Below are 26,016 nucleotides of genomic sequence, written 5' to 3'. Positions count from 1 at the left end.
GCCCATCCTTATCCTTGATGTCGAAAAAGCTCAAGGAGACTAAGCCATGGCGAACGGGCTCGATGATGTGGTGGCGGCGGAAACGGTGCTGTCCGACGTGGATGGGCTGGGCGGCCGCTTGACGATCCGGGGGTACTCCCTGCCGGAACTGGCCGGGCGATGGAACTATCCGCAGGTCGTTCGCCTGCTTCTCGACGGCTTCTTCGACGACGTTCCCGGAGACGCGGAACTGGCCGCGAGGCTGGGCCAGGCGCGCGTCGAGGTGTTCGACCGGCTCTTGCCTTGCCTGCCCCTGCTGGCGCCGCTCGACGTCTATAGCGCCATGCGCGCCGGCATGGCGCTGCTGCCGGACGGCGAGACGCTGACGGACGCGCTTGGGCTGATCGCGGCGCCCGCCGTGCTGACGCCGGCGCTCTTGCGCCTGCTGCACGGCGAGCAGCCGGTCGCGCCGGATGGGAAGGCCGATCATGCCGCCGATATGCTGAGGATGCTCGACGGTTCCGTGCCGACGCCGGTTCTGGCAAAGGCACTCGACACTTACCTCGTGACCGTCTGCGACCACGGCCTCAATGCCTCGACCTTCGCCACGCGCATCGTCGCTTCGACGCAGGCCGGGCTGACATCGTCGGTGCTGGCTGGCCTCGGGGCGCTCAAGGGCCCACTGCATGGCGGCGCGCCCGGCCCTGTCATCGAGATGCTCGACGCCATCCAGGCGCATGGCGACACCGCCGGCTGGCTGCGCGGCGAGATCGCGCGTGGTGAACGCATCATGGGCTTCGGCCACCGCATCTACCGCGTGCGCGATCCGCGCGCCGATGTGCTGAAGGCGGTGGTGCGGCAACTCGGCGGGGAGGGCGAGACCGGTCGCCGGCTGGCCTTCGCCGAGACAGTCGAACAGGCTGCGCTCGATGTGCTTCGGATTGCCAAGCCGCAGCGCTCGCTGCAGACCAATGTCGAGTTCTACACCGCGTTGGTGCTGGAAGCGGCGGGTTTTCCCAGCCAAGCCTTCAGCAATGTCTTCGCGGCCGGGCGCGTCGCCGGTTGGGTCGCGCATGCGCGCGAGCAGCAGACGACGGGACGGCTGATCCGGCCGCTGTCGCGCTATGTCGGACCGATGCCGGACCTCGTCGCCTGAGCATCAAACCTGTTTGGAAGATACACCGCGCCCTCCGCCACAAGGCGGAGGGCGTTTCCGCATGATCGAAATTTCATGCCATCACGCGACCGTGCTCGTGTTCTTGCCTTGGTGCGTCCTTATATGCTGCACTGCAACATAGGTCTGCCGTGACGCTGACGTCCCGATTCCCGGGCACGCAATAAGCCAGGCACCGGGATCGACAGGAACGCATGACGAAGAACGGCAAGGCGGAGGAAGTAAAGAAGATCAACATCGCGCTTCAGGGCGGCGGTTCCCACGGGGCTTTTTCCTGGGGCGTGCTCGACCGGCTTCTGGAGGATGGCCGGCTGGAGATCGCAGCGGTGTCCGGCACAAGCGCGGGCGCGATGAACGCGGTGGCGCTGGCCGACGGCTTCGTTCGCGGCGGCGTCGAAGGCGCGCGCAAGAAGCTCGACGACTTCTGGCATGCGGTGGCGGCGAAGGGCCGGTTCAGCCCGGTGCAGCGCATGCCGTGGGACGTCGCCTGGGGCAATTGGTCGATCGAGAACACGCCGGGTTATGTCTTCTTCGACACCATGTCGCGCGTGTTCTCGCCCTATGTCGCCAACCCGCTCGGCCTCAATCCGCTGCGCGACGTGGTCGCGCAGGGGATCGATTTCGACAATGTACGCGCCTGCAAGTCGATGGAACTGTTCATCTCGGCCACCAATGTCGAGACAGGGCAGTTGCGGGTGTTTTCCGATGGCGAGATCGACCTCGACACAGTGATGGCCTCGGCCTGCCTGCCGCAACTGTTCCGCGCCGTCGAGATCAAGGGCGTGCCCTATTGGGATGGCGGTTATGGCGGCAATCCGGCGCTCTATCCGTTCTTCAAGACGGCTGCCACCGAGGACGTGCTTTTGGTGCAGATCAATCCGGTCGTGCGCGAGGGAACGCCCAAAAGCGCCAATGAGATCCAGAACCGCATCGACGAGATCACCTTCAACGCCGGGCTGCTGCGCGAATTCCGTTCGATCGCCTTCGTCAAGGAACTGATCGCCGCCGGCCGCCTGCCGCGGGGCGAGTACCGGGACATCCGCATGCACCGCATCGACGCCGATGAGGCCTTCAAGGACCTGTCGGCATCATCGAAGGTCAATGCCGAATGGGCATTCCTGGCCTATCTGCGCGATCTTGGCCGCACCGCCGCCAGCGACTGGCTGGAGGAGAACTACGATGCCGTCGGCAAGCGGCCGACGCTCGACCTCTCCGGCGAGCTCGACGACGGCTTCAAGCCGGTGCGGGGTCCGGCACCTGGCCGACGGGTGAAGGAATTCCTGGCCGCGCGCAAGAACCCCGAAGCGGAGCGTCGCCGGGCCTGAACCCGCATCCGTCACACGGGCGTGATCTGCCGCGCGGTGCCAGCAAGTTCCTTCCGGCGCCAGCAACAACCATCGCGTGTGAGGCGCGCATCATCATGCTGACGCCTGCTGCCAGTGTCGTGCGGGCGCCGCTGTTGGGCGCCATCCCTCGACCGTATCCGGAACGGTGACTGGCGGGCGAGGAATACTGCCACGAACAGCACCAGCAGGCGTTTTGTTCGAGGCTATATCATGTCTCAAGCCTAGACGGCGGAACGCGATGGAGCAGACGCATCGAGGCGACCCGTCCTCGCTCCTGGAGCATCCGGCTTGACCAGGGAACGACGATCTGGATCAGAGTTGAACGGTCCGTTCTTCAAGCAATTCCAGTGTGTTGCGTGAAATGTCGCACGCCGGGATGGTCCGTCAGGCCGAGGTTATCATCGTGCTCGAAACCCGCGTGGGGTTGAAAATCGCCTCGCGCCGGCGTCGTGCCTCCGAGAGCAGACGCAGGCCCGGCGGCACCGGGCCTTCAACGGCCGATCATCGGTCGCCAACGAGCCCCGCTAAAGCCGCACCCTAGTTGGGCAAAAAAATGCTTCGCGAGGGCTATACTCTGTCCAGCTTCGCAATGCTGCTGCAACTTTCCGACTATATTGCGTTGCAAACTTGATGTAGAAGCGCGCTTCGCCGATCACGGCAATTTGAACACGGCCTGGCGCGCACCCATATCGGCGACGCGCTCCTCGAGGAGGACGCAGTCCCGGCCAAACCCCGCAGTGGAAAAAACGACGATGCCGAAAATCAGGTTTCACAAGCTTGCTGCCATTGTTGTGCTCATCGGTTTCGCCGCCTGGATGGCGACGGGCGAGTTTTCATCCGTTGGCAGTGCCGCCGCCGACGCCCAGAGGGCGGCAGAGGCCGAAAAGGCCAAGACGCCGGAGGCCGGCAAGCCGAACACGGCGCAAGCCGAGCCGAAAGCCGCGCCGCGCACCGTCGCGGTGGTGACGCCGCCGCGCACGACCTATGCGCGCGCTATCCGCATTTCGGGGCTGACCGAGGCCGACAAGCGCGCGGTGCTGGCAACGCGCGTCGCCGGTGTCATCGACAAACTGCCGGTCAGCCAAGGCCAGCACGTCAAGACGGGCGATCTGGTTCTGATGCTGGCGGCCGAAGAGAAAATCTCGAATGTCGACAACGCCAAGCAGTTGCTGGCGCAACGCAGGGCCGAGCTCGACGCCGCCGAACGGCTGGCCAAGACCGGCAATCTGCCGAAGCTGCAGCTCGACACGGCGCGCTCGAATTTGACCTCGGCGCAATCAATGCTGGAGACCGCGCAGGCCGAGCTCGACCGCAACGAGGTCAAGGCGCCGTTCGACGGCGTCATCGACAGGGTGCCGGTGGAACTCGGCAGCTCGGTCATGCAAGGCGGCGAGGTGGCGACCATCCTCAAGCTCGATCCGGTGATCGCCCGCGGCGAAATCAGCGAACGCGACCTGCGCTACATCAAGATCGGCGAAGAGGCCAATGTGCGCCTGGTCAACGACCAGAAGGTCACCGGCACCGTGCGGTATATCAGCCGCGACGCCTCCTCCCAGACCCGCACCTTCCGTGTCGAAGTGGCGATCCCCAATGCGGATGGCAGCATCCCCGCCGGTATGACGGCCGAGATCACGCTCAGCGCCGAGCCGACCGATGCGGTTCTGCTGCCGCGTTCGGTGGTGACGCTGGGTGACAAGGGTGATCTCGGCATCCGCGCCGTCGGCAGCGACGACAAGGTGGCCTTCTACCCGATCGACCTGGTGGACGACTCGCCGAACGGTCTCGTGCTCGGCGGAATTCCGAAAGATGCGCGCATCATTGTCGCCGGCCAGGAACTGGTGAAGGAAGGCGATATCGTCAAGCCCGTCGAGGCCGACCAGGCGACCATCAACAAGCTGATCGGCGAAGCCACCGCCGGTACGCAGTAGCGCAAAGCCCGGCGTCGGGATCTCCGGCGCCTCCCGCCAGTTCGCCGCTTCCGAAGAAACAGCAGGCATCAAGTCATGGATATCGTCAGACTCGCAATCCACAACGCCCGCCTCACAATATCCGCCCTGCTGTTCCTGCTGGCGGCGGGCTGGGTCGCCTATCAGTCGACGCCCAAGGAAGCGGAACCCGACGTTCCGATCCCGATGATGTATATCAGCCTGATCTACCAGGGCATTTCGCCGGAGGATTCGGAACGCCTTCTCCTGCGGCCGATGGAAAGCAAGCTGAAGAGCCTGAAGGGCCTCAAGGAGATGCGCTCGGCCGCCTTCCAGGGCGGCGGCTACGTGCTTGTCGAGTTCCAGCCGCAAACCAATCTGGCCACGGCGCTCCAGGACACGCGCAGCAAGGTGCAGGACGCCAAGGCCGACCTGCCGCAGGCGGCCGAGGAGCCGACGGTCAACGAGGTCAACGTTTCCGAGTTTCCGGTCCTCGTCGTCACTCTGTCGGGCGACGTGCCGGAGCGCTTGCTGACGGCGGCTGCGCGCGAACTGCGCGACCGTATCGAAGAGGTACCGGGCGTGCTGGAAGGCTCGCTGCAGGGCGCGCGCGACGATCTGGTCGAAGTGGTCATCGATCCGGTGAAGCTGTCCTCCTACGGGCTGCAGCTCGACCAGCTGATGCAAGGCGTCGGCGCCTCCAACAGCCTGGTCGCCGCCGGCAATCTCGAAGGCTCGGAAGGCAAATACGCGGTCAAGGTGCCGTCGCTGATCGAGACGCCCGAGGACGTGGCCAACCTGCCGGTCGTCGCCACACCCAACGCCGTGGTGCAGGCCAAGGACATCGCCACCATACGCTCGACCTTCAAGGACGCCGAGACGGTCACTCGCCTCGACGGCAAGCCGGCCATCGCCATCGAGGTGAAGAAGCGCATCGGCGCCAACCTGATCGACACGCTGAACCATGTCAGGGAGGTGTCCGACACCTTCATCAAGACGATGCCCGAAGGCATGCATGTCACCTACACGCAGGACAAGTCGGTCTTCGTCAACCAGCTCTTGGGTGACCTCCAGAACCACGTCATGATCGCCGTGATCCTGGTGTTCATCGTCATTCTCTACGCGCTGTCGGGCCGCGCCTCGCTGCTCATCGGGCTGGCCATACCATCGTCCTTCCTGATCGGCATATTGCTGCTTGCCATGATGGGCTACACGATCAACATGATCGTGCTGTTCAGCCTCATCCTGGCTGTCGGCATGCTGGTCGACGACGCCATCATCGTCACCGAGTTCGCCGAGCGGCGCATGAGCGAAGGCATGCCGAAGGCGGATGCCTTCGCGCTCGCCGCCAAGCGCATGGCCGGCCCGGTTATCGCGGCGACGATGACGCGCATCGCCGCGTTCTCGCCGCTGCTGTTCTGGCCCGGCATCATCGGCGACTTCATGAAATACATGCCGATCACGCTGATCGTCACGCTGTCGGCCTCGATGCTCTATGCGCTGGTGTTCGCGCCGACGCTGGGCGCGATCTTCGCCAAGGCGCCGAAGCATCACGAGGACGACAACCGCGACGGCTGGTACATGGCCATCGTCAAGCAGGCGGTGCGCTTCCCGATCACCGTCCTGGTGCTCACCGTGGCGCTGCTGTTCGGCGTCGGCTACGCCTATTCGAAATACGGCGCCGGCGTCGAGTTCTTCCCCAGCGTCGAGCCGGACTACGGCCTGCTCTACGTGCATGCGCGCGGAAATCTTTCGCTGGCCGAGATGGATGCCGCCACCAGGACGGCGGAGAACAGGCTGCTCGGCTGGCCGGGCGTGAAATCGGTCTATACACGCGCCGGCAAGACTCAGGGCGGCGGCCAGGACATTCCCGAGGACGTCGTCGGCGTGATCCAGTACGAATTCGTCGACTGGCGCGAGCGCAAGTCCGCCAACCAGATCCTCAGCGACCTGCGCGGCGTCATGGCCGGCATTCCCGGCGTCGATGTCGAGGTGCGCGTGCCGGAGGCAGGTCCGCCGACCGGCAAGCCGATCCAGATCAGGCTTTCGGCCGCCGATCCCAAGGGGCTCGACGACAAGGCGCGCGCGGTGGCGGCGCGGATCGCCAAGGTGCCCAACGTCATCGACATTTCGGACGGCCTGCCGCCGCCCGGCGTCGACTGGGCGCTCGAGGTCGACCGCGCCAAGGCCGCCCAATACGGCATCAGCCCGACCTCGGTCGGCACCGTGGTGCAGCTGGTGACCAACGGCTTGAAGCTGTCGGAATACCGGCCGGCGGGCGCCGACGATGCCGTCGACATCCGCCTGCGCCTTCCGGAAGACCGGCGCACGCTGTCGACGCTCGACGAACTCAGGGTGCAGACGTCGCAAGGATCGGTGCCGATCTCGAATTTCGTCGTGCGCAAGCCCGAGCCGACGGTCGGCATCCTCAACCGCATCGACGGCGCGCGCACCGTGGTGGTGCAGGCCAATGTCGCCGCCGGCGCGCAGGTCGCCGCCGTACAGGAGCAGGTGACCAAGGCGGTCTCGGACATGGATCTCGGCAGCGGCATACGCTGGAAGCTCGCCGGCTCCAACGAGGACAGCGCGGAAGCGAGCGCCTTCCTCAGCAAGGCCTTCGGCGCGGCGATCTTCCTGATCTTCCTGGTGCTGCTGGCGCAGTTCAACAAGTTCACCAGCGTCTGGCTGGTGCTGTCCTGCGTGGTCATGGCAACGATCGGCGTGTTCCTGGGCCTGCTTCTGACAGGCGAGGCGTTCGGCATCGTCATGTCGGGCATCGGCGTCATCGCGCTGGCCGGCGTGGTGGTCAACAACAACATCGTGCTGATCGACACCTATGACCGGCTGCGCGAGGAGGGTTGGGACAAGATGGAAGCTGTGCTGCAGACCTGCCGCGAGCGTGCTCGCCCTGTGGTGCTGACGGCGGTTTCGGCTATCCTCGGCGTGCTGCCGATCGCCTTCGGCCTCGGTCTCGAGATCTTCCATCATGAGACGACGATCAACGCGCCTTCGACGCAGTGGTGGATTTCGCTGTCGTCGGCGATCGTGTTCGGCCTGTCCTTCGCCACCGTGCTGACGCTGGTGGTGACGCCGTCGATGCTGATGGTGTTCACCCGCGCCAAGGTCAAGCCCGGCGCGCGGCGAGGGTGGTTCAGCCGGCTGTTGCGACGCGGCAAGCGAGAGATCTCGCCGCAGGAGCCAGCGGCCGATGGCGACGCCGAGCCGGCAGTCGCCTTCCCGAAGGCCGCCGAATAGAGCGGTTTCGCAAGGCAGGTCAAAAGGCCGCCCGGGAACTACCGGGCGGCCTTTTGCATTGTTCCCTCGGATTCAACCAGACGGCGAGGGCTCTAAAATGACGATCAGCACGATTCTCATCATCATCCTGATCCTGATCCTGATCGGCGCGGTGCCGGCATGGCCGCATTCGCGCTCCTGGGGCTACGGGCCGTCGGGCATCGTCGGCGTCGTCCTCGTCGTGGTGCTTATCCTGCTTCTGATGGGCCGGATCTGACTGGCAACGATTTGCGGCCGAGCCCGCCGTTCCCGTCTTTTCGGCACGCTCGGCAATCACGCTGCTTGGTGCCAGGCCGGCGCGACGGCGACGCCGATATCCTGCAAGGCTTCGTGCACCGCCTGGTTCAGAGGGGTGTGCGGGATTTCACCGATGATCTCGTTCAGCCGCGCCGAGGCCAGCCGGTGCGCTTCGAAGCGCAGATAGGACATCGAGACGATCTCGCGCCACATCGCCACGAACGGGCTGCCGGCGCGCAGCACCCACCAGGGCATGAAGCTGAGTTTCAGCTTGCGTCCGAGCGCCTTTTCGGCGGCCGTCTTGATCTCGATGTCGGTGACGGCATGGCCCGGAAAATTCAGCGCCTCGTAAGAGCCGAGCTTGTCGAGGTTGCGCGTCAGCGCGACGAAACCGACAGCGAAATCCGGCAGATAGGCCCATTCATGCACCAGATCGGCCGGGCCGGGCGCAGTGTAGATGCCCTTGCTCATCTTGGCGGCCACGACGAGGTCGAACCAGGAGCCGTTGCCGGTGCCGCCGAAGAAATCGCCGGCGCGCAGAATGATCGTGCGCACCCGACCCGCCTCAGCTTCACGGCGGAACAGCGCCTCCATGGCGCAGCGGATCCGCCCTTTCTCGGTTGTCGGGTGGAACGGCGTGTCTTCCGTGATCACCGCCGGCATCGGCGAGCCATAATTGTAGATGGTGCCGGGGAAGAGATGCAGCGTGCCGTTGGCGCGGCAGGCGGCCATGACATTCTCGGCCATCGGCAGGCACTTGCCCCAGTCGGTGTAGATCGGGTTCAGGCCGTTGAAAATGATGTCGACGCCCTGCGTGGCGCGGATCAGAGACTCGCCGTCCAGCGCATCGCCGGCGACGGCCGTCGCGCCTGCAAGCTCAGCCGGCACCTTGCCGGTGCGGGTGATGGCGCGGACATCATAGCCCGCATCGATGAAGGCCTTGGCGACCACGCGGCCGAGCCGGCCATTGGCGCCGAGGATTGCAATCTTGGTCATTCTTCGTCTCCTGTTGCTGTGAAGCGACGGGACAAGCCCACCGCCTTGGGGATATCTCGGCGTCTGTTCAGCGGTTGCCGAAGAGGTCGCGGTTGCTGCCCTGGACGACCGGCTTCCGGATGATTGCATTCGACTTCTCGATCGATGTGGTGATCGTCTTGTCTTTGCTGGCGACAGGCGTCTGGCTGGCATTGTTCGAGCCGAACTTGTCGCTGCTTGCGAAAGCGGCGTTGGCGGCGATGAGGAGGGCAGCGGCGGTGAGTGCAATCTTGGTCATTTGGGTTACTCCTGGTTGGCTTGTTGCAGGGCGTATCGATGTTTGCAGGCCGAATATGATTGCCTCACCAATGAATTGAAATTGACCATGTGTGCAGTTCTGATATTCAGTTGTGAATGGCTGATATCGACTGGAACCTGATCAAGAGCTTCGTCACGGTCGCTGAGACCGGCAGCCTGTCGGCCGCGGCGAGAAAGCTATCGGCAAGCCAGCCGACGCTTGGCCGCCACATCTCGGAACTAGAACAAGCGCTCGGCGTCATCCTGTTCCGGCGCGGGCGAAGCGGCTACGCGCTGACCGAGGCCGGGGCCACTCTCTTCGAGCGCGGCAAGGCGGTGAGCGAGCAGGCGAGCGCTTTTTCACGGCTGGCGCTGGGTTCGGTCGAAGCGATCGAAGGGACGGTGCGCATCGCCGCCAGCGAGGTGGTGGCGGCCTATGTGCTGCCCGACATGATGGCGCGGCTCGGCATCGAGGAGCCCGGCATCGAGGTCGAGATCGTCGCTTCCAACCAGGTCGAGAACCTGCTGCGCCGGGATGCCGACATCGCCATCCGCATGGTCAAGCCGACACAGAACGAGTTGGTGGCGCGCAAGGTCTGCGATATCGCGCTCTGCGCCTGTGCTTCCCTAGCCTATCTCGACCGGTGCGGCCACCCGCGCGAGCCGGCCGACCTGCTCGACCACGCGCTGATCGGCTTCGACCGGAGCGACGAGATGATCCGAGGCTTTACGCATTTCGGCATACCGGTCACCCGGAACAGTTTTCGCTTCCGGGCCGACAACCAGATCGTGCTTTGGGAGGCGGTGCGGGCGGGAAACGGCATCGGCCTCGGCCAGGAGCCGCTGGCCGAGCGGGACCCCCTGGTGGAGAAGGTGCTGCCGGGCCTGCCGCTGCCCAGCTTGCCGGTGTGGCTGGCCATGCATCGCGACGTGCGCACCAGCGTGCGCATCCGACGCGTGGCGGATTTCCTCCACGAGGAACTGAAACGCTATTCGGCCGGCGCCGCGTCGGGAGCGAATTCGGCGCGGTGAGCCAATCCGGCCATCAGCAGGACGACGATCAGCAGGCCCGACATGGCGATGAAGATCGGGCCGAAGCTGGAATGCTCGGCGACAAAGCCGATCGCGGAGGGCGCCACGAGGATGCCGGAATAGCCCATAGTGGTGACCACGCTCATGCCGGTGCCCGACGACATGCCTTCCTGGTTGCCGCCGGCCGAAAAGATGATCGGCACCATATTGGCGATGCCGAAGCCGCACAGAGCGAAGGCGGAGATGGCAAGCCACGGTGAGGGCGACAGGCCTGCGATCAGCATGCCGGCGGCAGCGATGATCGCCGAACCGCGCAACGTCGTCACGGCCCCGAAACGATTGCGCACGCCATCGCCGAAGAAACGCATGATCGCCATGACGCCGGAAAAGGCGGCATAGGCGAGGCCGGCAATGGCGAGATCGGCGCCAAGTTCCTGCCTGAGATAAAGCGCTGCCCAGTCGAGTACGGCGCCTTCAGAGACCATCGTCAGCAGCGCCATCAGGCCCACGAGGTAGACCAGCGGGTTTCCCGGCAAGCTGAATTTATGATGCTCGGCAGCCTGCGGCCTGCCCTCGGCGACGATATAGGGCACCGCCGCCGCGATCGCCGCTAAGGCAAGCGCCGTCACGACCGCGGCGTGGGCGAGGTGGCCGTAGTTCTGGATGGCAAAGCCGCCAAGGGCACCGCCGGCGAAACCGCCGAGGCTCCAGAAGCCATGCGAGGAGGACATGATCGCGCGCGACAGCCGCCGCTCGACCACCACCGCATTGGCGTTCATGGCGACATCCATGCCGCCGATGGAGCCGCCAAAGATGAACATGGCGACGGCAGCCAGCGGCACGTTGGGCGCCAGCGCCACGACCAGCAGGCCGAGGCTGCCGCAGAGGCCAAACCAGCGCAGCACGGTGCGCGAGCCGTGTTTCGAAATCAGGTGACCGCACCAGGTCATGGCGGTGACGGCGCCGGCGCCGAACAGCAGGATCAAAAGCCCCAGAGTGAACTTGGAAATGTCCAGGCGGGTCAGGAACACCGGGATCTGCGGCGCCCAGCTGCCGGTCAGGAAGCCGTTGGCGAGGAAGATGGCCGCCACGGCCCAGCGGCCGCGAATGGCGGTCTGCATTGCATTCGACGCGTTCATAGGCGAATCCGGTCAGAAAGTGGCTTTGCGCGGCAAATTAGATCGATTCAATTTTCAGTCAAGCGCTGCGCTCGGGAAGCATTTGGGCCAAACGAACGCCTAGGGTAATCGAGGACGTGAGAGACCACCTAGTGGTCTCTGGGTCGCCTGGCCTCGAATTCGGCTTTCTTGGCGTCGGAGGTTTCGGTCTGGTGCAGCGCCTGCCATTGCGCGTAAGGCATGCCGTAGACGATCTCGCGCGACTGGTCCTTGCTGAGATCGACGCCTTCGGCTTCCGCGGCCTCGCGATACCAGTTCGACAGGCAGTTGCGGCAGAAGCCGGCGAGGTTCATCAAATCGATGTTCTGCACGTCGCCACGCTCACGCAGATGCGCCACCAGCCGGCGAAAGGCGGCGGCCTCGAAGTCGCGTTTCTGTTCGTCGCTGAGTTCGGTCATCGAAACCTCCTCATAACGGCCCGGTGCGCGAGCCGAACATCTTCACTTGGTGTATATCGGGACGGCGATCGATCGCGTCAACGATCGGCGCCAGACGCTCAGCCCACGAAAGCGCATCCCCGCCGGTCGCGATCAGGTCCTGGCGGATTTCGATCAGCGCGTGGGCATAGCCGTTGACGATGGCGTGCCTGAACATGGTGTCGCCCCGCAGCGCGCCGTCATAGGGCTCGTTGTCGCCGACAACGAGGTTTTTGTCAGCGGCCAACATGTCGATCAGCGGCCGCGCCACGCGGTCGTCGCGGTCCCACAGCACGCCGACATGCCACGGCCGCTGCCTGCCCTGCATGACCGGCGTGAAGGAATGCACGGAGAAGATGAAGGGTGCCTTGCCGGAAGCCTGCGCGACCGAGGCGATCATGGCGCCGACGGCGTCGTGATAGGGCCGGTAGAAGCGGTCAAGCCGCCTTTCGCGCTCCTCCGGGGCGAGGGGATAGTTTCCCGTCACGACCGTGCCGTCATAGAGCTGACGGATCAGCGTCGGATCATCCTCGCCGCGATTGGGATCAATCAGCAGCCGCGAAAAATTGGCGAGCACCGCTGGCACATCGAGCAAGGCAGCGAGTTCGCGCGTCACCGCCTCGACGCCGATGTCATAGGCGATGTGGCGGTCGAACGCCGCCGCCGGCAGGCCAAGGCTGCCATAGTCTTCAGGCAGGTCGCGGCGGGCATGGTCGGCCAACAGCACCATGCCCCGCTTGCGGTCGCCCTCGACGACATCGAAAGGCGCGAAAACTGTGGATCGGGTCATTGGCGGGAAATGGTCTGTTCGCTGGCTTCCGGGGAGGATGCTATCGTCTTTCCACGAAGACGACGCGGGCGCAATGCCGTTGTTTGGCCAAGGTTTCCGCTGAAATCTGGCAAGGGGCGACGGATCGCGCGCCGGGAGCCTTCTTAAATCGATTGGAATTGGACAAAACGGCGCGTTGACATGCGCCCGGACTTTTCCGAAAAGGGGCGCAGAGAGATGCTGATGTGGTTCTTGAGGGGTTTCAGGATGAGTTCCGCCGGCGGGCGGCGCGTGCGCTTCGCCTTCGCCATGCCGCTCCTGACGCTCGCCGTGGGTTTGTCCGCGATGGTTGCGGCCTCGCCCGCCCGCGCTGATTTCCGCGTCTGCAACGCGACGCAAAACCTGGTCGGCGTCGGCATCGGCTATCGTGCCAAGGCCGGCTGGATCACCGAGGGCTGGTGGCACATCGAAGGATCGAGTTGCAAGACGCTGATCGAAGGGCCGCTGTCATCAAGGTTTTACTATCTTTATGCAGAAGACGCCGAACGCGGCGGACGCTGGGACGGCCCGATCAACATGTGCGTGGCTGAAAAAGAGTTCAAGATCGCCGGCGTCACCGATTGCGTCGCCCGGGGCTTCCAGCGCGCCGGATTCCAGGAATACGACACGGGCGAGCAGGCAAGCTGGATGGTCCAGCTAACCGACGACCCCGCAACGGGAGGCGCGCCAGCCGCCCCGGGAACAAACAGTCAATGAGACGCAGCCGCAAGGTCAAGATCCTAGCCACCATCGGTCCGGCCTCCTCTTCCGAGGAAATGCTGAAGAAGCTGTTCGAAGCGGGCGCCGATGTGTTCCGCATCAACATGAGCCATACCGATCACGAGTTGATGCGCACGCTCGTCGGACGCATCCGCGCCGTCGAGGAGACGGTCGGAAGGCCGATCGGCATCCTTGCCGACCTGCAAGGACCCAAGCTGCGCGTCGGCAAGTTCGCCAACGGCAAGGAGGTGCTGACCGTCGGCCAGACCTTCACGCTCGACGACAATCCCGAGCCCGGCACCGCGGCCAGGGTCTATCTGCCGCATCCCGAAATCCTGAGTTCGGTCGAGGCCGGCCACCGGCTGCTGATCGACGACGGAAAGCTGGAGCTGAAAGCGGTGAAGGCCAATGGCAAGGCGATCGTCTGCACCGTCGTTGCCGGCACGACGATTTCCGACAGAAAGGGCGTCAGCCTGCCCGATACCGACCTGCCGGTCGGCGCGCTGACCGAGAAGGACCGCAGGGATCTCGACGCGGTGCTCGCCACCGGCGTCGACTGGATAGCGCTGTCCTTCGTGCAGCGGCCGGAGGACCTGGCCGAAGCGCGCAAGATCGCACGCGGCCGGGCGCTGATCATGGCCAAGATCGAGAAGCCGCAGGCGGTTGCCCGTCTGGCCGAAATCATTGAACTCTCGGACGCGCTGATGGTCGCGCGCGGCGATCTCGGCGTCGAGATGCCGCTGGAAGCCGTGCCCGGGATCCAGAAGCAGATCACGCGCGCAGCGCGCCGCGCCGGCAAGCCGGTGGTGGTCGCCACGCAGATGCTGGAATCGATGATCACCGCGCCCGTGCCGACCCGCGCGGAAGTCTCCGACGTTTCGATCGCCGTCTTCGAAGGCGCCGACGCCATCATGCTTTCGGCCGAATCGGCCGCGGGCGCCTATCCGGTGGAAGCGGTGGCGATGATGAACCGCATCGCCACCAAGGTGGAAACCGATCCGACCTATGCAGGCATCATCAACGCCCAGCGTTCCGAGCCTGAAGCAACCGGCGCCGATGCGATCTCGCTGGCGGCCCGCGAAATCGCCGAGACGCTGAAACTGTCGGCGATCATCACTTACACGGCTTCCGGCACCACGGGCCTGCGCGCCGCGCGCGAGCGCCCGCAGGTGCCGATCGTGGCCCTGTCGCCGATCGTCAACACGGCGCGGCGGCTGTCGCTGCTGTGGGGCACGCACTGCGTCGTCTCCCCCGATGCCACCGATCTCGACGACATGGTCGATCGCGCCTGCCGCATCGCGCTTGAAGAGGAATTCGGCAAGCCCGGCGACCGCGTCATCATCACCGCCGGCGTGCCGCTAAGGACGCCCGGTTCGACCAATATGCTGCGCATCGCCTATGTCGGTTCGGACTTGGGCACCCGATAAGCCCGCCCCAGGGCTTCACCGCGTTGCGATCTTGAGAGCTCTTGTTGCCGCTGCGGCGTGGTCAATGCGCTGAAGGAAGCGACGCGCGCGGGGTATGGGATCTTGCAGATATTGATCCGGTCCCCGCATCTTTCGCCGATTAAGTTCGGCAGTGTCGAGCAGATCGAAATCGACCTTTTCCAGCGTGCAGTGCCAGTCGGCGCTGTGCGAAGCCCATCCTCGTTTGTGGTGTTCCAGAAGCCGTTCGCGGCTGGAATAGCCATGGTAGTCGAAGGCGATCACGCCGTTGGTCACATAGATATGGTTTCCGGAATCGTTCCCGCTTGGAATGATCCGCTCGCCGTAAAATCCGTCCAGGGGAGGATAGCTGAGAAAGACGCCCGCAAGGATGGGGCAGGCGCCGTAACCGAAGAAGATGCGGTCCGGCAGCGTCCAGAATTTTTCGGAATTTTCTTTATGCCGTGTTTCAGGACGTACATGCCGCTCTGGCCCCGATACCCTTTTTCGACGACCGTTTTCGGAAGACGCACATCAGGTCGGCGCCAACTCCGCTTCGGGTTCCTTGAGGTCGGCGCATTTGCCGACGCCATAGGCATCGCCGGCGATCCGCGCTTCCACCGCCCTTGCCATCGCCTCCAGATCCACACTCCTGCCGGCGGCCTTCTCGATGGCGCCAACGACCAGATCAGACGCGATCCAGTCCGGCTTGTGGCCGAGATTGCGCACCCAGACCAGTTCGGCGCTGGCAATGTTGCGCTCGAGGCCGACCGAATGGATATGGGCGTAGACGACCTTGTCTCGATCGCCCGAGATGACCACGGTCGGCGCCTTGATCTCGGCGTAGCGCGGCGCGGCCCCAAGCGCATAGCGGTAGAGGCCGGCGACATCGCTGGCATTTGCGCGGAAGGCCGACGGTCTCAGCACCAGCGGGATCGAGGCCTCGGCGACATAATTGTCCGGCACTTTGTTGGGCGAGAAGACGCAGGTCGTAGCGTCGGCGATCCGCAGCATTCCTGCCGGATAGCTCAGCGTTTCGGAGAACAGCCGGCCGATCACCGGAATGGTGGTCAGGTCGTAGTACCAGGCGGTTGCGCCGCCGGGCCACGGATGGGTTGCCGGTGCCAGGAATACCAGTCCGAGCGTCTTGTCGGCATGCTCGCGGCCGAAGGCGGTCGTCACCGCGCCACCGAAGGAATGGCCGACGATGATAGCCTGCTTCATGCCGAGATGGTCCATCAGCGCGGCGACGGTGTCGGCCTGCGACCACGGATCCTTGTTGTTGCCGGGCCCGCGTCCCGACCAACCGAATCCCGGCCGGTCGAAGAACAGCAATTCGGCGCGCCCTTCGAGCAACGGCCTGAGCGGCAGCATCTGATCCCTGAGATTGGCGCTGGCGCCGTGGATGAAGACAACAGGCGGCAGGTCGGCCTTGGCGTGGCCAGGAACGTGGACATAATGGATGCGCGCGCCATCGATGTCGATGAATTCGCCGACGGCCGGGTTGCGGCGCTCGATCAGCCAGGAGCCGACGCGGGTGATGCCGACAAGGCCAAAGACGAGCGCCAGAAGGAAGGCGAAGACGGCATAGAGCAGGTTCATGTGGGATATACGAGAAGGAATAGGGGAATAGGGGAATAGGGGAATAGGGGAGTATTTCCGGGCGATCTCTTTCCTACTGCCTTACTGCCTTATTCCCCTACTGCCTTAAATATCAAATGCCTTCGCCGGCGAGTTCTTCCGAAAGCGTACCGACTTGATCCTGGGCGCTGCGCAGCATCGGATAGATGGCAAGGACCTTCTGCCAAGCCTCGAGCGCCGATTGCTTGCGTCCGGTCACGGTCATGATCTGTGCCAGGCCCGACAGCGCGCCGAAATGGCGTGGTTCGAGTTGCAACGTATGGTCGATGTCGGACATCGACTTGCCGTAGTTCTTCATCATGAAATGCACCGTGGCGCGCCGGTTCCAGCCCTCGGCATAGGCCGGCTGCAAGGTGACCACCTGGTCGAGGAAATCGAGCGCTACGTCGAATTTCTGGTTCTCGAGCGCCTTCTGCGACCATTGCATCATCAGGTCGATCGAGGCGCTGCCCGACTGGGACCATTCGCTCCAGATGATGCCGGCGATACGCTCTGCCGCCTTTTCGTTGCGCTCGCGCTTGAGATCGGCAAACAGCTTGTCGAGGCGGGCTTCCCTGTTCATTGCGGGAGGCGCGGCTTGCGGCACTGGCTGGGCATCCGGAGGCGCCGGCTCCGGGGCCGCTTGCACCACCGCCCGATCATCGGCCCGCGCCGGCAACGAGATGGCGCTGCAAAAGAGAAGGACCGTCAAAAATGCAAAAAGAATCCGCATCGCCCGAATCTAGTCCCGGGCGGCGGAACGTCAAACTGATTTTAGCGTGAACGGCCGGCGGACCGACGATAAACACCAACTGCGGAGGCAAAAGCCTCGCGACGAAGCTCAGCCCTGGCGCGCCTTATAGCGGGGGGCGGTCTTGTTGATGATGTAGACGCGGCCCTTGCGGCGAACCAGACGGTTGTCGCGATGACGCGCCTTCAGCGCCTTGAGCGAATTCTTGATCTTCATGGTCTTGCCTGTCGGTGTGGACCCGGTCCGGGTCGAAATTTTAAGGCGCGCCAGAAGACGCGCCTTTGAACTGTGGGTGGCTCATAAACGAGGAGCCTTGTCCGTGTCAACCGCAAGCATGCCCGGTAGCGGAGATGAATGCCCGGTGTCGTCAAATATCCGCAATCGGCCAATGGCTCGGCACCGGCTGGTATGATGTGGTGGTCGCCACGTGACTTGAGAACGCCATGCGCCGAGTTTTCCTGCCCGGTAGCTCGCGGCGTCGAGATTGCTGTCAGGCGCGGCGGCTGATCCGGGTGAAATGGCCCATCTTGCGGCCGGGCCGCGCTGCGGCCTTGCCGTAGAGATGCAGCATCAGGTCGGGCTCCGCCAGCAATTCCGGAACGCGCGAGATATTGTCGCCGATCAGGTTCTCCATCACGCAGTCGGAATGGTGTCGCGGGTCGCCGAGCGGCAGGCCGGCCACGGCGCGGATATGCTGATCGAACTGCGAAACGGTGCAGGCGGCTTCCGTCCAGTGGCCTGAATTGTGGACGCGCGGCGCGATCTCGTTGGCCAGCAGCGAGCCATCGGCCAGCACGAAGAACTCGACGCCGATGACGCCGACATAGTCGAGCGCCGACAGGATCTTCACCGCCGCTGTCCGGGCCGCCTCGGCTGTCCGGGGCGCGATCGCGGCCGGCACGGTCGATGTGTGGAGAATGCCGTTGCGGTGGACGTTCTCGGCCGGATCGTAGGCGGCGACGACGCCATCGATGCCGCGCGCGGCGATGACGGAGACTTCGCGCTCAAAGGAAACGAAGGCCTCGAGGACCAGCGGCACGCTGCCCATGGCCTCGCAGGTGCCGGCGAAGCCGCCGGCTTGCATGTCACGGAAGACGCGCTGGCCCTTGCCGTCATAGCCCATGCGCCGCGTCTTCAATATGCCGCTGCCGCCAAAGGATTTCAGCGCTGCGGTCAGCTCGCCGTCATTGTCGACCGCGCGGAAATCCGCCGTGGCAATGCCGATGCCGTTGAGAAATGTCTTTTCGGTCACCCGGTCCTGCGCCACATCAAGCGCGCGCGCAGGCGGATAGACCGGCACCTTTGCGGCGAGCGCCTCGGCGGCGGCAACCGGAACGTTCTCGAATTCATAGGTGACGACGGCACTTGCCTCGGCCAATTCGGCAAGCGCGGCGGGATCATCGTAGGCGGCCGTGACCTGACGGTTGGCGACCTGTGCCGCGGGGCAATCCGGCTGCGGCTCCAGCACCACGGTGCGGTAGCCGAGGCGAGCGGCCGCCATTGCCAGCATGCGGCCGAGCTGGCCGCCGCCGATGATGCCAATGGTCGATCCGGCGGGCAGGCTCACGGCGTGTCCGTGGGTTCGGCCGCGACCTTGGCGGTCTGCGAGGCGCGCCAGGCATCGAGCCGCCCGGCAAGCTTGTCGTCGTTGAGCGCCAGAACGGCGGCAGCCAATAGGGCTGCATTGGCAGCACCGGCCTTGCCGATGGCCAGCGTCCCCACCGGAATGCCGGCCGGCATCTGGACGATGGACAGCAGCGAATCCTGTCCCGACAGGGCTTTGGATTCCACCGGCACGCCGAACACCGGCAGCGGTGTCATCGCCGCCGTCATGCCGGGCAGGTGCGCCGCACCGCCCGCACCGGCGATGATGACCTTGTAGCCGGCGGCCTTGGCGCCCTTGGCGAAGGCATAGAGCCGGTCGGGGGTGCGGTGCGCCGAGACGATCAGCCGTTTGTGCGGGATGCCAAGCGCCTCCAGTGTCTCGGCGGCATGGCGCATGGTCGCCCAGTCGGACTGGCTGCCCATGATGATGGCGACGTCGACGCGTTGACCGTCCAAGCTTCTGCTCCCGGCGACAAAGGCGCGCCTTAGCGGAATTCGGCGGCGGCGGCAAGGATGCGGGGCATTGCCGGGGTCCGGCCGGGAAATCGGCCTATGCCGCAGCCTTGCGGAAGCGGGCAACGAAATCGTCGAGTTCGGGCCGCTCCATGTCGGAGATCGCCCAGTAGGAGAAGGCGCCGTCGCTCCACTGCACCAGCGAAAAGCCGCCCGAGGAAAGATCGTCAGGCTCGCTGGCCTTGCCGCCCTGCTGAGGTTCGGCGACCAGCGTGATCAGATGCTCGCGGTGGCGGTAGACAAGTGCCGGCACCGGGCGGCCGGAAATCACCTCGACCCGGCCGCCGATCAGCGCAAAACCGTCCTTGGCAAGATCCGGTGCCGGCGGCGACACGCCGATCCGGGCGTCGAGCCAGGGTTTTACCGTATGGCGATCCGACGAGACGATGTCGATCGGGCTGGCGGCAAGCAGGCTGCGGCGATGGCCGCTGGCGACCGCCGCGGCGAAGCTGTCGGACGCGCCGTTGACCATCACCCATTGCGTTGCCCCGCTGGCCAGCACCGCGCTGATCATGATCGAGGCGGCAAGAGCGCGCCAGTCGAACGAGCCGAAGCGGCGCGCTCGACTTGGTGACAGCCGCGTATCGGCGTTTCGCCTCTGGCCTCCCCCGCCCGGGGCAAGCACCCCTGGGAGCACCTGCGAGCCCTGCTGCGGCTTGGCCGTTCCGCCTGCCGGCTGTGCGGTGGGCGCGGCGCCAATGGCCGCGATGCGCGCGCGAAAGGCGTCGCCGACATCTGGGTGCGGCAGGCGGCTGACCGCGCCCCGCAAGGCCACGATGCGGGCATGCTCCGAGGCAAGCCGCGGATCGGCCGCAATGCGCCGCTCCACCGCAAGCGCGGCCGCTGCATCAAGTTCGCCATCGACGAGGGCGTGGATCATCAGCCTGATGCCTTCCGGATCATTGGGCAGTCCATCGTCATGCATGGTCATGGCGCTCTCCCCAGGTCAGACATAAGCAGGCTCCGCGCGCGAGCCAGCCTGGACATCACCGTGCCCATCGGCACGCCGAGCATGGCCGCTATCTCGCGATAGCTGAGGCCGCTGATGTCGCGCAGCACAAGCGTCTCGCGAAACGGCTGCGGCAGGGCTGCTATCGCCGTTTCAAGCGCCACCGTGTCGGCCTTGGCGATCAGGCTTGCCTCCGGACCATATTCGTCCGGCACGCTGATGCCGTGTGCCGCCGCCATCTCGTCGAGATCGCCGAGATCACCGACGGCCAACATGCCGCGCGGCCGGTTGCGCGACATCCAGGTATAGGCGGTGTTGCGCACGATGGTCAGCAGCCAGGCGCGGGCATTGCCGCCGGCATAGCCTGATATGCCCGCATGCGCCTTTATGCAGGCGTCCTGCACGACGTCCTCGGCATCGGCGCCATTGCCGGTCAACCAGCGGGCAAGCGCCAGCGCGTCACCGAGATGAGGCAGCACCACCTCGCTGAAGCGCTCGGCTCCGGCCTTCTCGCTCAAAGCAGCACCATCCGATACTCCACGAGGAACAGGCCGTGCGCTTTCAAGCAATACCGGCGGTCTCGCCCCGCCCGTGCGGGCGAAACCCTCGGCAACAGGCAAAGCCGCCTGCCGTGGCGAAAGTGAATTCATCTGCGTCACCAGTGTCAAGCGCAATGGGAAAGCCGTGCATCATGGGAGAGAGGCCGGTTGAGGTCATGCGCTCCAGCACATGGCGGCCGCCGACGCCGCGGCCATGTTCGCTGTCGTGTTCATGATGACGGACATGCGGATCTCCTCAACGCCTGTAGCGGCCTATGTCGAGGAGACCCGTTGCGGCCGAGATTTATTCCCGCCGCGTACGCATCCGGCTGTTCACGGTTACGTGATCAGCCGGTGCTTTGGGTTCGTTGGTCCGCTTGGCGCTCAATCCGGCCAGCGCAAGGCGCCGGAAGAGTCCTTGCGAGCAATCTTCATGGCGTCGGCGGGCCGGTCCTTCGCGGTTAACAGGGCGCGCAGCCGTTCGGCGACGCTCTCCGCCTCTCCGGGATGAAGATTGCAGGGGTCGAGGAAGAAATGGCCGCGTTCGACCTCGTGATTGCGCACGATGATGGGCGGCGATCCACCGGCAAGCGCCGAGGCTAGGCCGGCAGCGGTGAAGCGGCTTTCCGGCAGCACGAAGACCTGCAGGCGGTCGAGCGGGTTGGAGGTCGGGTCGGGAATGATCTCCGCGCCAATGCCCGGGATACCCTGCAGAGCATCCTTCCAAAGGTTGAGGGCGGCCTCTTCGCGCCGGCGGATGCCGGCGTGGTCGCGCTTCTCCCAGGCTTCGAGCGCTGCCATGGTGCCGGCGATACTTTCCTTCCCGACCTTCATGGCGCGGGCGACGCCGCGGTTCTGCAGATAGGCGGCGCGCACCAGATCCTTGCGTCCGGTGACGATGCCGCTGGTCGGGCCGCTCAGGAATTTGTGGCCGCTGTAGATGACGATGTCGGCACCGCGCGCCAGGAAGCCGCGCAGGTCATATTCGGAAGCCGCGTCGACGATCACCGGCACGCCCCTGGCGTGGCAGATTTCACAGAACTCCTCCAGCGACAGCATGCCGTATTGTACGGTGTGATGCGCGACGACATAGAGCCCTGCCGCCGTGCGGTCGTTGATCGCGTCGCGCACATGATAGTCCTGCGTGACGCTGACCGTGCCGGCGGGCACCACCTTGGCGCCGGCAACGCGGACCGACTGGTCGATCGGGGCACCGTAGTTGACGATGTGGCCAAGCTGGATGATCACCTCCGACTTGAGGTCGCCGGTGTCGTCCGGCAGGCGTTCGATGGCGAGCAGGTTGGTTTCCGTCATCGCGCCGGCGATCGCCATGGTGATGCCGCTGGCACAGCAGGCGGTGATGAAGCCGGCCTCGCCACCGGTGAGGCGCGCGACGACGGCGCTTGCGGCGCGCTGCAGATCGTCCATTTCCACCCATTGCGATGCCATTTCAGACATGGCGCTGATCGCTTCAGGCACGATGATCGACGCGCCGAGCGCCGTCATCGTGCCGGAGACGTTGATGATCGGGCGAAGGCCGAGCCGTTCGCGGATCGTGGTGTTGGAGCCGGTGTCTGAATATGTTTTCATGTGAGCAATCCCGTGGATGACAGATCAGGCAGCGATCTCGACGACCGCTTCGATTTCGACGGTGATGTTTCCCGGCAAGGAGCCGACGCCGATCGCCGAGCGGGCATGCCCGCCGATCGTGGCGAAAACGTCGGCGAAAAGATCGGAGCAGCCATTCACCACTTTGGGGTGGTCGCTGAAGGTCGGCGTGGCGTTGACGAAGCCGAGCAGCTTGACGACGCGCACGATGCGGCCGAGATCGCCGGCGGCAGCATGCATGACGGCAAGCAGGTTGAGGCCGGTGAGGCGGGCATGCTGATAAGCCTCCTCCACCGTCACATCCTCGCCCACCTTCCCGGTGCAGAGCGAGCCGTCGGCCCGCAGCGGTCCCTGGCCGGACAGGAAGATCAGCCGGCCGCTCTCGGCATGGGTAACGAAGTTGGCGATGGGCGTCGGCGGCTCGGGCAATGTGAGGCCGAGTTCGGTGAGCCTGGTGTAAGGCGTCATGGAAGAAGGCTCCTTGGGATGGTGTCAACCATCCAATGTCAGAAATGCGAGGCGCGGAAGCGCGCCAGGAAATTGCGCAGACGCTCATTCTCGGCGTCTGCTGCGAGAATCTCCTTCGGCGGGCCGACCGCGCCGACGCCGCCATCGGCCATGAAGACGATGCGGCTCGAGGCGTCGCGGGCAAAGGCCATCTCATGCGTGACCATCACCATCGTCATGCCGTCCTCGGCGAGGCTGCGCACCACTTCAAGCACCTCGCCGACGAGTTCCGGATCGAGGGCGGAGGTTATCTCGTCGAGCAGCAGGATTTTCGGCCCCATGGCCACGGCGCGCGCAATTCCGACGCGCTGCTGCTGGCCGCCGGAGAGCTCCGCCGGCAGGCTGTCGGCCTTATGGGCAAGACCGACGCGGCCGAGCCAGTGTTCGGCAATCGTGCGCGCCTCCACGGTGCTTTTGCCGCGCACCTTGGTGAGGCCGAGCATGATGTTGCCGGCGGCGGTGAGATGCGGAAACAGGTTGAAGCTCTGGAACACCATGCCGGTCTCGGCGCGCATCGCGGCAAGGTCGCGTTCGCTGCGGCGCTGGCGGGCTCCGGTTTCTCGGAAGCCGACCTCCTTGCCGTCGATGCGGATGGACCCGCTGTCATAGCTCTCCAGGAAGTTGACGCAGCGCAGCAGCGTGGTCTTGCCGCTGCCCGAGGGCCCGATGACCGTCACCACCTCGCCGCGCGCCACGCGCAGGCTGACCGAGCGCAGGACCTGGACGGCGCCAAAGGATTTGGACACATCGCGGATGTCGAGAAGGGCCGGGGCATCGTTCGAGCTTGTGGACATTGCTATTCCCGGATGAAGGAGAAACGCCGCTCCAGCCGCCTGCTGGCAAGCGAAAGCGCATAGTTGACGGCGAAGTAGATGAGGGCGCCAAGGATGTAGAGCGGCATGGCCTCATAGGTGCGGCCGATGACCTGGTTGATGGCCTGCATGAGATCGGTGATGCCGAGCAGCGAGACCAGCGCGCTGCCCTTGACCGCGTCGGTGACGCCATTGATCCAGGGCGGCAGGAAACGCCTGAACGCTTGCGGAAAGATGACATGGGCCAGCCGCTGGCGGAAGGTCAGGCCGATCGCCATTGCCGCCTCCGATTGTCCCTTCGGGATGGAGCCGACGGCGCCCCGGAGATATTCGACGACCTGGGCTGTCTTGAACAAGGTCAGCGCCAGCACGGCAGCCCAGAAGGACGGCAGGTGAAGCCCGACGGCCGGCATCCCGTAGTAGACGAAGAAGATGAGCACCAGGATCGGTATGCCGCGAATAGTGTCGCTGAAGATGCGCACCGCCCAGCGCGCCGGCGCCGGGCCATAGACCAGGCCGACGCCAAGGACGACACCGGCGACGAGCGAGAACGTCACGACCAGCAGCGACACCCAAAGCGTCAGCGCAAAACCCTGAGCCAGGAAAGGCAAGGCGTAGGCGATCTGGCCAAGCATGCTAGTGCACCACCTTGAACCATCGTTCGACGAGCCGGAGCGCGTAAAGCAGGGCGTAGCCGGTCAGCAGATACATCGCCGTCACGACGAGATAGACCTCGACGATGCGGAAGGTGTTGAAGTTGATCCATTGCGCGCCGAAGGTCAGTTCGGGCACCGAGATGACCGAAGCGACGGAGGTGTCCTTGAACAGCGATATGAAAGTGTTGGAAAGCGCCGGCAGCGTGATGCGCAGCATGGTCGGCAGGCGCACATGGAGCAGCCTTTGCCAGGGCGTCAGGCCGATCGCCTTGCCGGCGTCTAGCTGGCCGCGCGGCACCGCTTCGAGACCGGAGCGGAACACCTCGACCAGATAGGCGCCGCTGTAGAGCGCCAGCGTGGCGACGAACGAGGTTTGCGCGCTGTAGGCGATGTCGACCACGGTCGGCAGACCGTAGAAGACGAGATAGACGAGCAGGATCAGCGGCACGTTTCGGATGAATTCGACATAGGCGGCAATGATGCCGCGCACCATGCGTCCGGCCGACACGTACCAGACCGCCAGGACCAGACCGATGACGATGCCGATGGCGATCGAGATGACGGCGAGCTCCAGGCTGAGCAGCAGACCGCCCCACAGCTTGTCGAAATGCCGCCAGATCAGGTTGAAATTGAGCGCATAACCCATGCGTCGGCCTCAGTGCTCCCGATGTGACGCAAAGCTGGCCGCGTCGCCAGGAAAAAAGGCGGAAGGGTCGGCGCCCTTCCGCCGATGACGTCAGATAACCGGGAAGCCGGGGTGGCGCGCCGGCGGCTCCTGCCCGAAATAGTCCTTGAACGCGGCGTCATAGAGCGCCGTTTCATGGCCGAACATGGCGATGGTGAAGGTCTGGTTGACGAAGGTCAGCCAATCGAGATCGCCTTGCCGGAGCGCCGCGCCATAAAGCATCGAGTACCAGCTCTTGCCGGCATCGAAGTATTTGTCCGGATTGCGCGAGGCGAGCCAGCGCACGGTGGAGAGGTCGACGGCAGCGGCATCGGCACGCTTGGATTCCAATGCCTGCAGCACGTTGGCCTGTGTATCGATCTGCATCACCTGCGCCTCCGGCAAGGCAAAATGCACCGAAGATTCGGCGTCGACATTCTGCAGGATGGAAACGCGCGTCGCGGAGCCTGCGGCAAGCAGCTTGTCGAAGGTCTTGTTCTCGGCGCCGGGCAAAGTCAGCAAGGCGACGCCCTCGACGTAGTAAGGCCTGGAGAAGTTGATCAGCTGCGAGCGCTGCGCGGTCATGGTCATGAACTGGATGGTGATGTCGACCTTGTTCGTCGTCACGTTCGGAATGCGCTGCGCCGGGTCCTGCATGACAAACTCGACCTTGGCCGGGTCATCGAACAAGCCCTTTGCCAGGATGCGCCCCATGGTGATGTCCATGCCGACGAGTTCGCCGGCATCGTTCTCGAAATGCCATGGCGCATTGGTGCTTCCGGTGCCGACAATCAATTTGCCGCGCTCCAGCACGGTGCGTAGCAAGCTATCGGGCGCAGCCTGCGCCGCCGCCTTCTGGACGTCGACCGTTGCCGCCGCGCTCATGACGCCGGCCGTTGCCAGTCCGGCCATGCCCAGTTTCAGAAAATCACGCCTTTTGGATGTGTCGTCCACAGCGACCTCCTTTCGTGTTGTGTTCCCCTACGC

At 64.7% G+C, this 26,016-nt stretch carries 26 protein-coding genes and 1 pseudogene; 8 read left to right on the top strand and 19 right to left on the bottom strand.

Going from position 1 to position 26,016, the window contains the following annotated elements; genetic code table 11:
- Positions 1-46: 46 nt before the first annotated feature.
- The 5 genes from LB545_RS00765 to LB545_RS00745 all read left to right on the top strand — a co-directional run bounded on the left by LB545_RS00765 (position 47) and on the right by LB545_RS00745 (position 7,935).
- A complete protein-coding gene (locus tag LB545_RS00765) occupies positions 47-1,135 on the top strand; it encodes a citrate synthase/methylcitrate synthase (protein WP_140525067.1) in 1,089 nt (362 codons plus the stop codon).
- Between the two features lie 212 nt (positions 1,136-1,347).
- Positions 1,348-2,478 carry a patatin-like phospholipase family protein gene (locus tag LB545_RS00760; protein ID WP_140517577.1) on the top strand — a complete coding sequence of 377 codons (1,131 nt, stop codon included), beginning with the start codon at positions 1,348-1,350 and terminating at the stop codon, positions 2,476-2,478.
- Between the two features lie 773 nt (positions 2,479-3,251).
- Positions 3,252-4,427, top strand: coding sequence for an efflux RND transporter periplasmic adaptor subunit (locus LB545_RS00755; RefSeq protein ID WP_224704210.1), 1,176 nt, complete (start codon positions 3,252-3,254; stop codon positions 4,425-4,427).
- A 75-nt stretch (positions 4,428-4,502) separates the two neighbouring features.
- A complete protein-coding gene (locus LB545_RS00750; RefSeq protein WP_140560810.1) occupies positions 4,503-7,679 on the top strand; it encodes an efflux RND transporter permease subunit in 3,177 nt (1,058 codons plus the stop codon).
- A 97-nt stretch (positions 7,680-7,776) separates the two neighbouring features.
- The gene (locus LB545_RS00745; RefSeq protein WP_140493366.1) at positions 7,777-7,935 is read left to right on the top strand and encodes a DUF3309 family protein; all 159 of its coding nucleotides are present in this window, start codon (positions 7,777-7,779) and stop codon (positions 7,933-7,935) included.
- Between the two features lie 56 nt (positions 7,936-7,991).
- On the opposite strand, the gene LB545_RS00740 is transcribed toward LB545_RS00745, so the two are convergent.
- Both LB545_RS00740 and LB545_RS00735 read right to left on the bottom strand, forming a co-directional pair.
- On the bottom strand, positions 7,992-8,951 hold the full coding sequence (locus tag LB545_RS00740) for an SDR family oxidoreductase (protein ID WP_140493369.1): 960 nt from the start codon (positions 8,949-8,951) through the stop codon (positions 7,992-7,994).
- A 67-nt stretch (positions 8,952-9,018) separates the two neighbouring features.
- Positions 9,019-9,228: a DUF680 domain-containing protein gene (locus tag LB545_RS00735; RefSeq protein WP_140493372.1), complete on the bottom strand. Its 210-nt coding sequence runs from the start codon at positions 9,226-9,228 to the stop codon at positions 9,019-9,021.
- Positions 9,229-9,344: 116 nt separating this feature from the next.
- Here LB545_RS00735 and LB545_RS00730 point away from each other — a divergent pair, with 116 nt between their 5' ends.
- Positions 9,345-10,259 carry a LysR family transcriptional regulator gene (locus tag LB545_RS00730; protein WP_140560812.1) on the top strand — a complete coding sequence of 305 codons (915 nt, stop codon included), beginning with the start codon at positions 9,345-9,347 and terminating at the stop codon, positions 10,257-10,259.
- Here LB545_RS00730 and LB545_RS00725 read toward each other — a convergent pair.
- From LB545_RS00725 to LB545_RS00715, 3 genes are all read right to left on the bottom strand, one after another.
- The gene (locus LB545_RS00725; RefSeq protein ID WP_140493379.1) at positions 10,217-11,398 is read right to left on the bottom strand and encodes an MFS transporter; all 1,182 of its coding nucleotides are present in this window, start codon (positions 11,396-11,398) and stop codon (positions 10,217-10,219) included. The genes LB545_RS00730 and LB545_RS00725 overlap by 43 nt on opposite strands.
- A 128-nt stretch (positions 11,399-11,526) precedes the next feature.
- Positions 11,527-11,835, bottom strand: coding sequence for a DUF1244 domain-containing protein (locus tag LB545_RS00720; protein WP_140493382.1), 309 nt, complete (start codon positions 11,833-11,835; stop codon positions 11,527-11,529).
- Between the two features lie 10 nt (positions 11,836-11,845).
- Positions 11,846-12,643, bottom strand: a complete 798-nt coding sequence (locus LB545_RS00715) for an N-formylglutamate amidohydrolase (protein WP_140493385.1) — start codon at positions 12,641-12,643, stop codon at positions 11,846-11,848.
- A 270-nt stretch (positions 12,644-12,913) separates the two neighbouring features.
- Here LB545_RS00715 and LB545_RS00710 point away from each other — a divergent pair, with 270 nt between their 5' ends.
- Positions 12,914-13,378: a DUF1036 domain-containing protein gene (locus LB545_RS00710; protein WP_404928014.1), complete on the top strand. Its 465-nt coding sequence runs from the start codon at positions 12,914-12,916 to the stop codon at positions 13,376-13,378.
- Positions 13,375-14,808, top strand: coding sequence for a pyruvate kinase (gene pyk / locus LB545_RS00705; protein ID WP_140493391.1), 1,434 nt, complete (start codon positions 13,375-13,377; stop codon positions 14,806-14,808). Before LB545_RS00710 ends, pyk begins: the two co-directional genes overlap by 4 nt.
- 15 nt (positions 14,809-14,823) lie before the next feature.
- Here the strand turns inward: pyk and LB545_RS00700 are convergent.
- The 14 genes and pseudogenes from LB545_RS00700 to LB545_RS00635 form a co-directional block, all read right to left on the bottom strand.
- Positions 14,824-15,287 (bottom strand): annotated as a pseudogene (locus LB545_RS00700) (hypothetical protein).
- 52 nt (positions 15,288-15,339) lie between these two features.
- Positions 15,340-16,407 carry an alpha/beta fold hydrolase gene (locus LB545_RS00695; RefSeq protein ID WP_140493394.1) on the bottom strand — a complete coding sequence of 356 codons (1,068 nt, stop codon included), beginning with the start codon at positions 16,405-16,407 and terminating at the stop codon, positions 15,340-15,342.
- A 112-nt stretch (positions 16,408-16,519) separates the two neighbouring features.
- Positions 16,520-17,158 (bottom strand): tetratricopeptide repeat protein, encoded by a 639-nt coding sequence (locus LB545_RS00690; RefSeq protein ID WP_140500468.1) that lies wholly within the window; start codon positions 17,156-17,158, stop codon positions 16,520-16,522.
- A gap of 108 nt (positions 17,159-17,266) precedes the next feature.
- Positions 17,267-17,392, bottom strand: coding sequence for a type B 50S ribosomal protein L36 (gene ykgO, locus LB545_RS00685; protein ID WP_125004464.1), 126 nt, complete (start codon positions 17,390-17,392; stop codon positions 17,267-17,269).
- A gap of 274 nt (positions 17,393-17,666) precedes the next feature.
- Positions 17,667-18,743, bottom strand: a complete 1,077-nt coding sequence (locus tag LB545_RS00680) for a 5-(carboxyamino)imidazole ribonucleotide synthase (protein ID WP_224704209.1) — start codon at positions 18,741-18,743, stop codon at positions 17,667-17,669.
- Positions 18,740-19,237, bottom strand: a complete 498-nt coding sequence (gene purE, locus LB545_RS00675; RefSeq protein WP_140562403.1) for a 5-(carboxyamino)imidazole ribonucleotide mutase — start codon at positions 19,235-19,237, stop codon at positions 18,740-18,742. The genes LB545_RS00680 and purE overlap by 4 nt, the downstream gene beginning before the upstream one ends.
- 94 nt (positions 19,238-19,331) lie before the next feature.
- A complete protein-coding gene (locus LB545_RS00670) occupies positions 19,332-20,225 on the bottom strand; it encodes an anti-sigma factor family protein (protein ID WP_224704208.1) in 894 nt (297 codons plus the stop codon).
- Complete coding sequence (locus LB545_RS00665; RefSeq protein ID WP_140500476.1) at positions 20,222-20,761, bottom strand: sigma-70 family RNA polymerase sigma factor; 540 nt, start codon at positions 20,759-20,761, stop codon at positions 20,222-20,224. Before LB545_RS00665 ends, LB545_RS00670 begins: the two co-directional genes overlap by 4 nt.
- Positions 20,762-21,166: 405 nt before the next feature.
- Positions 21,167-22,372, bottom strand: a complete 1,206-nt coding sequence (locus LB545_RS00660) for an aminotransferase class V-fold PLP-dependent enzyme (RefSeq protein WP_140517592.1) — start codon at positions 22,370-22,372, stop codon at positions 21,167-21,169.
- Between the two features lie 24 nt (positions 22,373-22,396).
- Complete coding sequence (locus tag LB545_RS00655) at positions 22,397-22,858, bottom strand: RidA family protein (protein WP_140517593.1); 462 nt, start codon at positions 22,856-22,858, stop codon at positions 22,397-22,399.
- Between the two features lie 38 nt (positions 22,859-22,896).
- The gene (locus LB545_RS00650; protein WP_140517594.1) at positions 22,897-23,691 is read right to left on the bottom strand and encodes an amino acid ABC transporter ATP-binding protein; all 795 of its coding nucleotides are present in this window, start codon (positions 23,689-23,691) and stop codon (positions 22,897-22,899) included.
- A gap of 2 nt (positions 23,692-23,693) precedes the next feature.
- Positions 23,694-24,344 carry an amino acid ABC transporter permease gene (locus LB545_RS00645; RefSeq protein ID WP_140500483.1) on the bottom strand — a complete coding sequence of 217 codons (651 nt, stop codon included), beginning with the start codon at positions 24,342-24,344 and terminating at the stop codon, positions 23,694-23,696.
- A 1-nt stretch (position 24,345) separates the two neighbouring features.
- Positions 24,346-25,011: an amino acid ABC transporter permease gene (locus LB545_RS00640; RefSeq protein WP_140500485.1), complete on the bottom strand. Its 666-nt coding sequence runs from the start codon at positions 25,009-25,011 to the stop codon at positions 24,346-24,348.
- 90 nt (positions 25,012-25,101) lie between these two features.
- Entirely contained in the window at positions 25,102-25,983 is an 882-nt protein-coding gene (locus LB545_RS00635; RefSeq protein ID WP_140500486.1) for a transporter substrate-binding domain-containing protein, read from the bottom strand.
- Between the last annotated feature and the right edge of the window lie 33 nt (positions 25,984-26,016).

Source organism: Mesorhizobium sp. BR1-1-6 (assembly GCF_020165355.1).
Lineage (GTDB): Bacteria > Pseudomonadota > Alphaproteobacteria > Rhizobiales > Rhizobiaceae > Mesorhizobium.
Note: the sequence above shows the minus strand (reverse complement) of the source record. Positions and strands in the feature narration are given on the sequence as shown.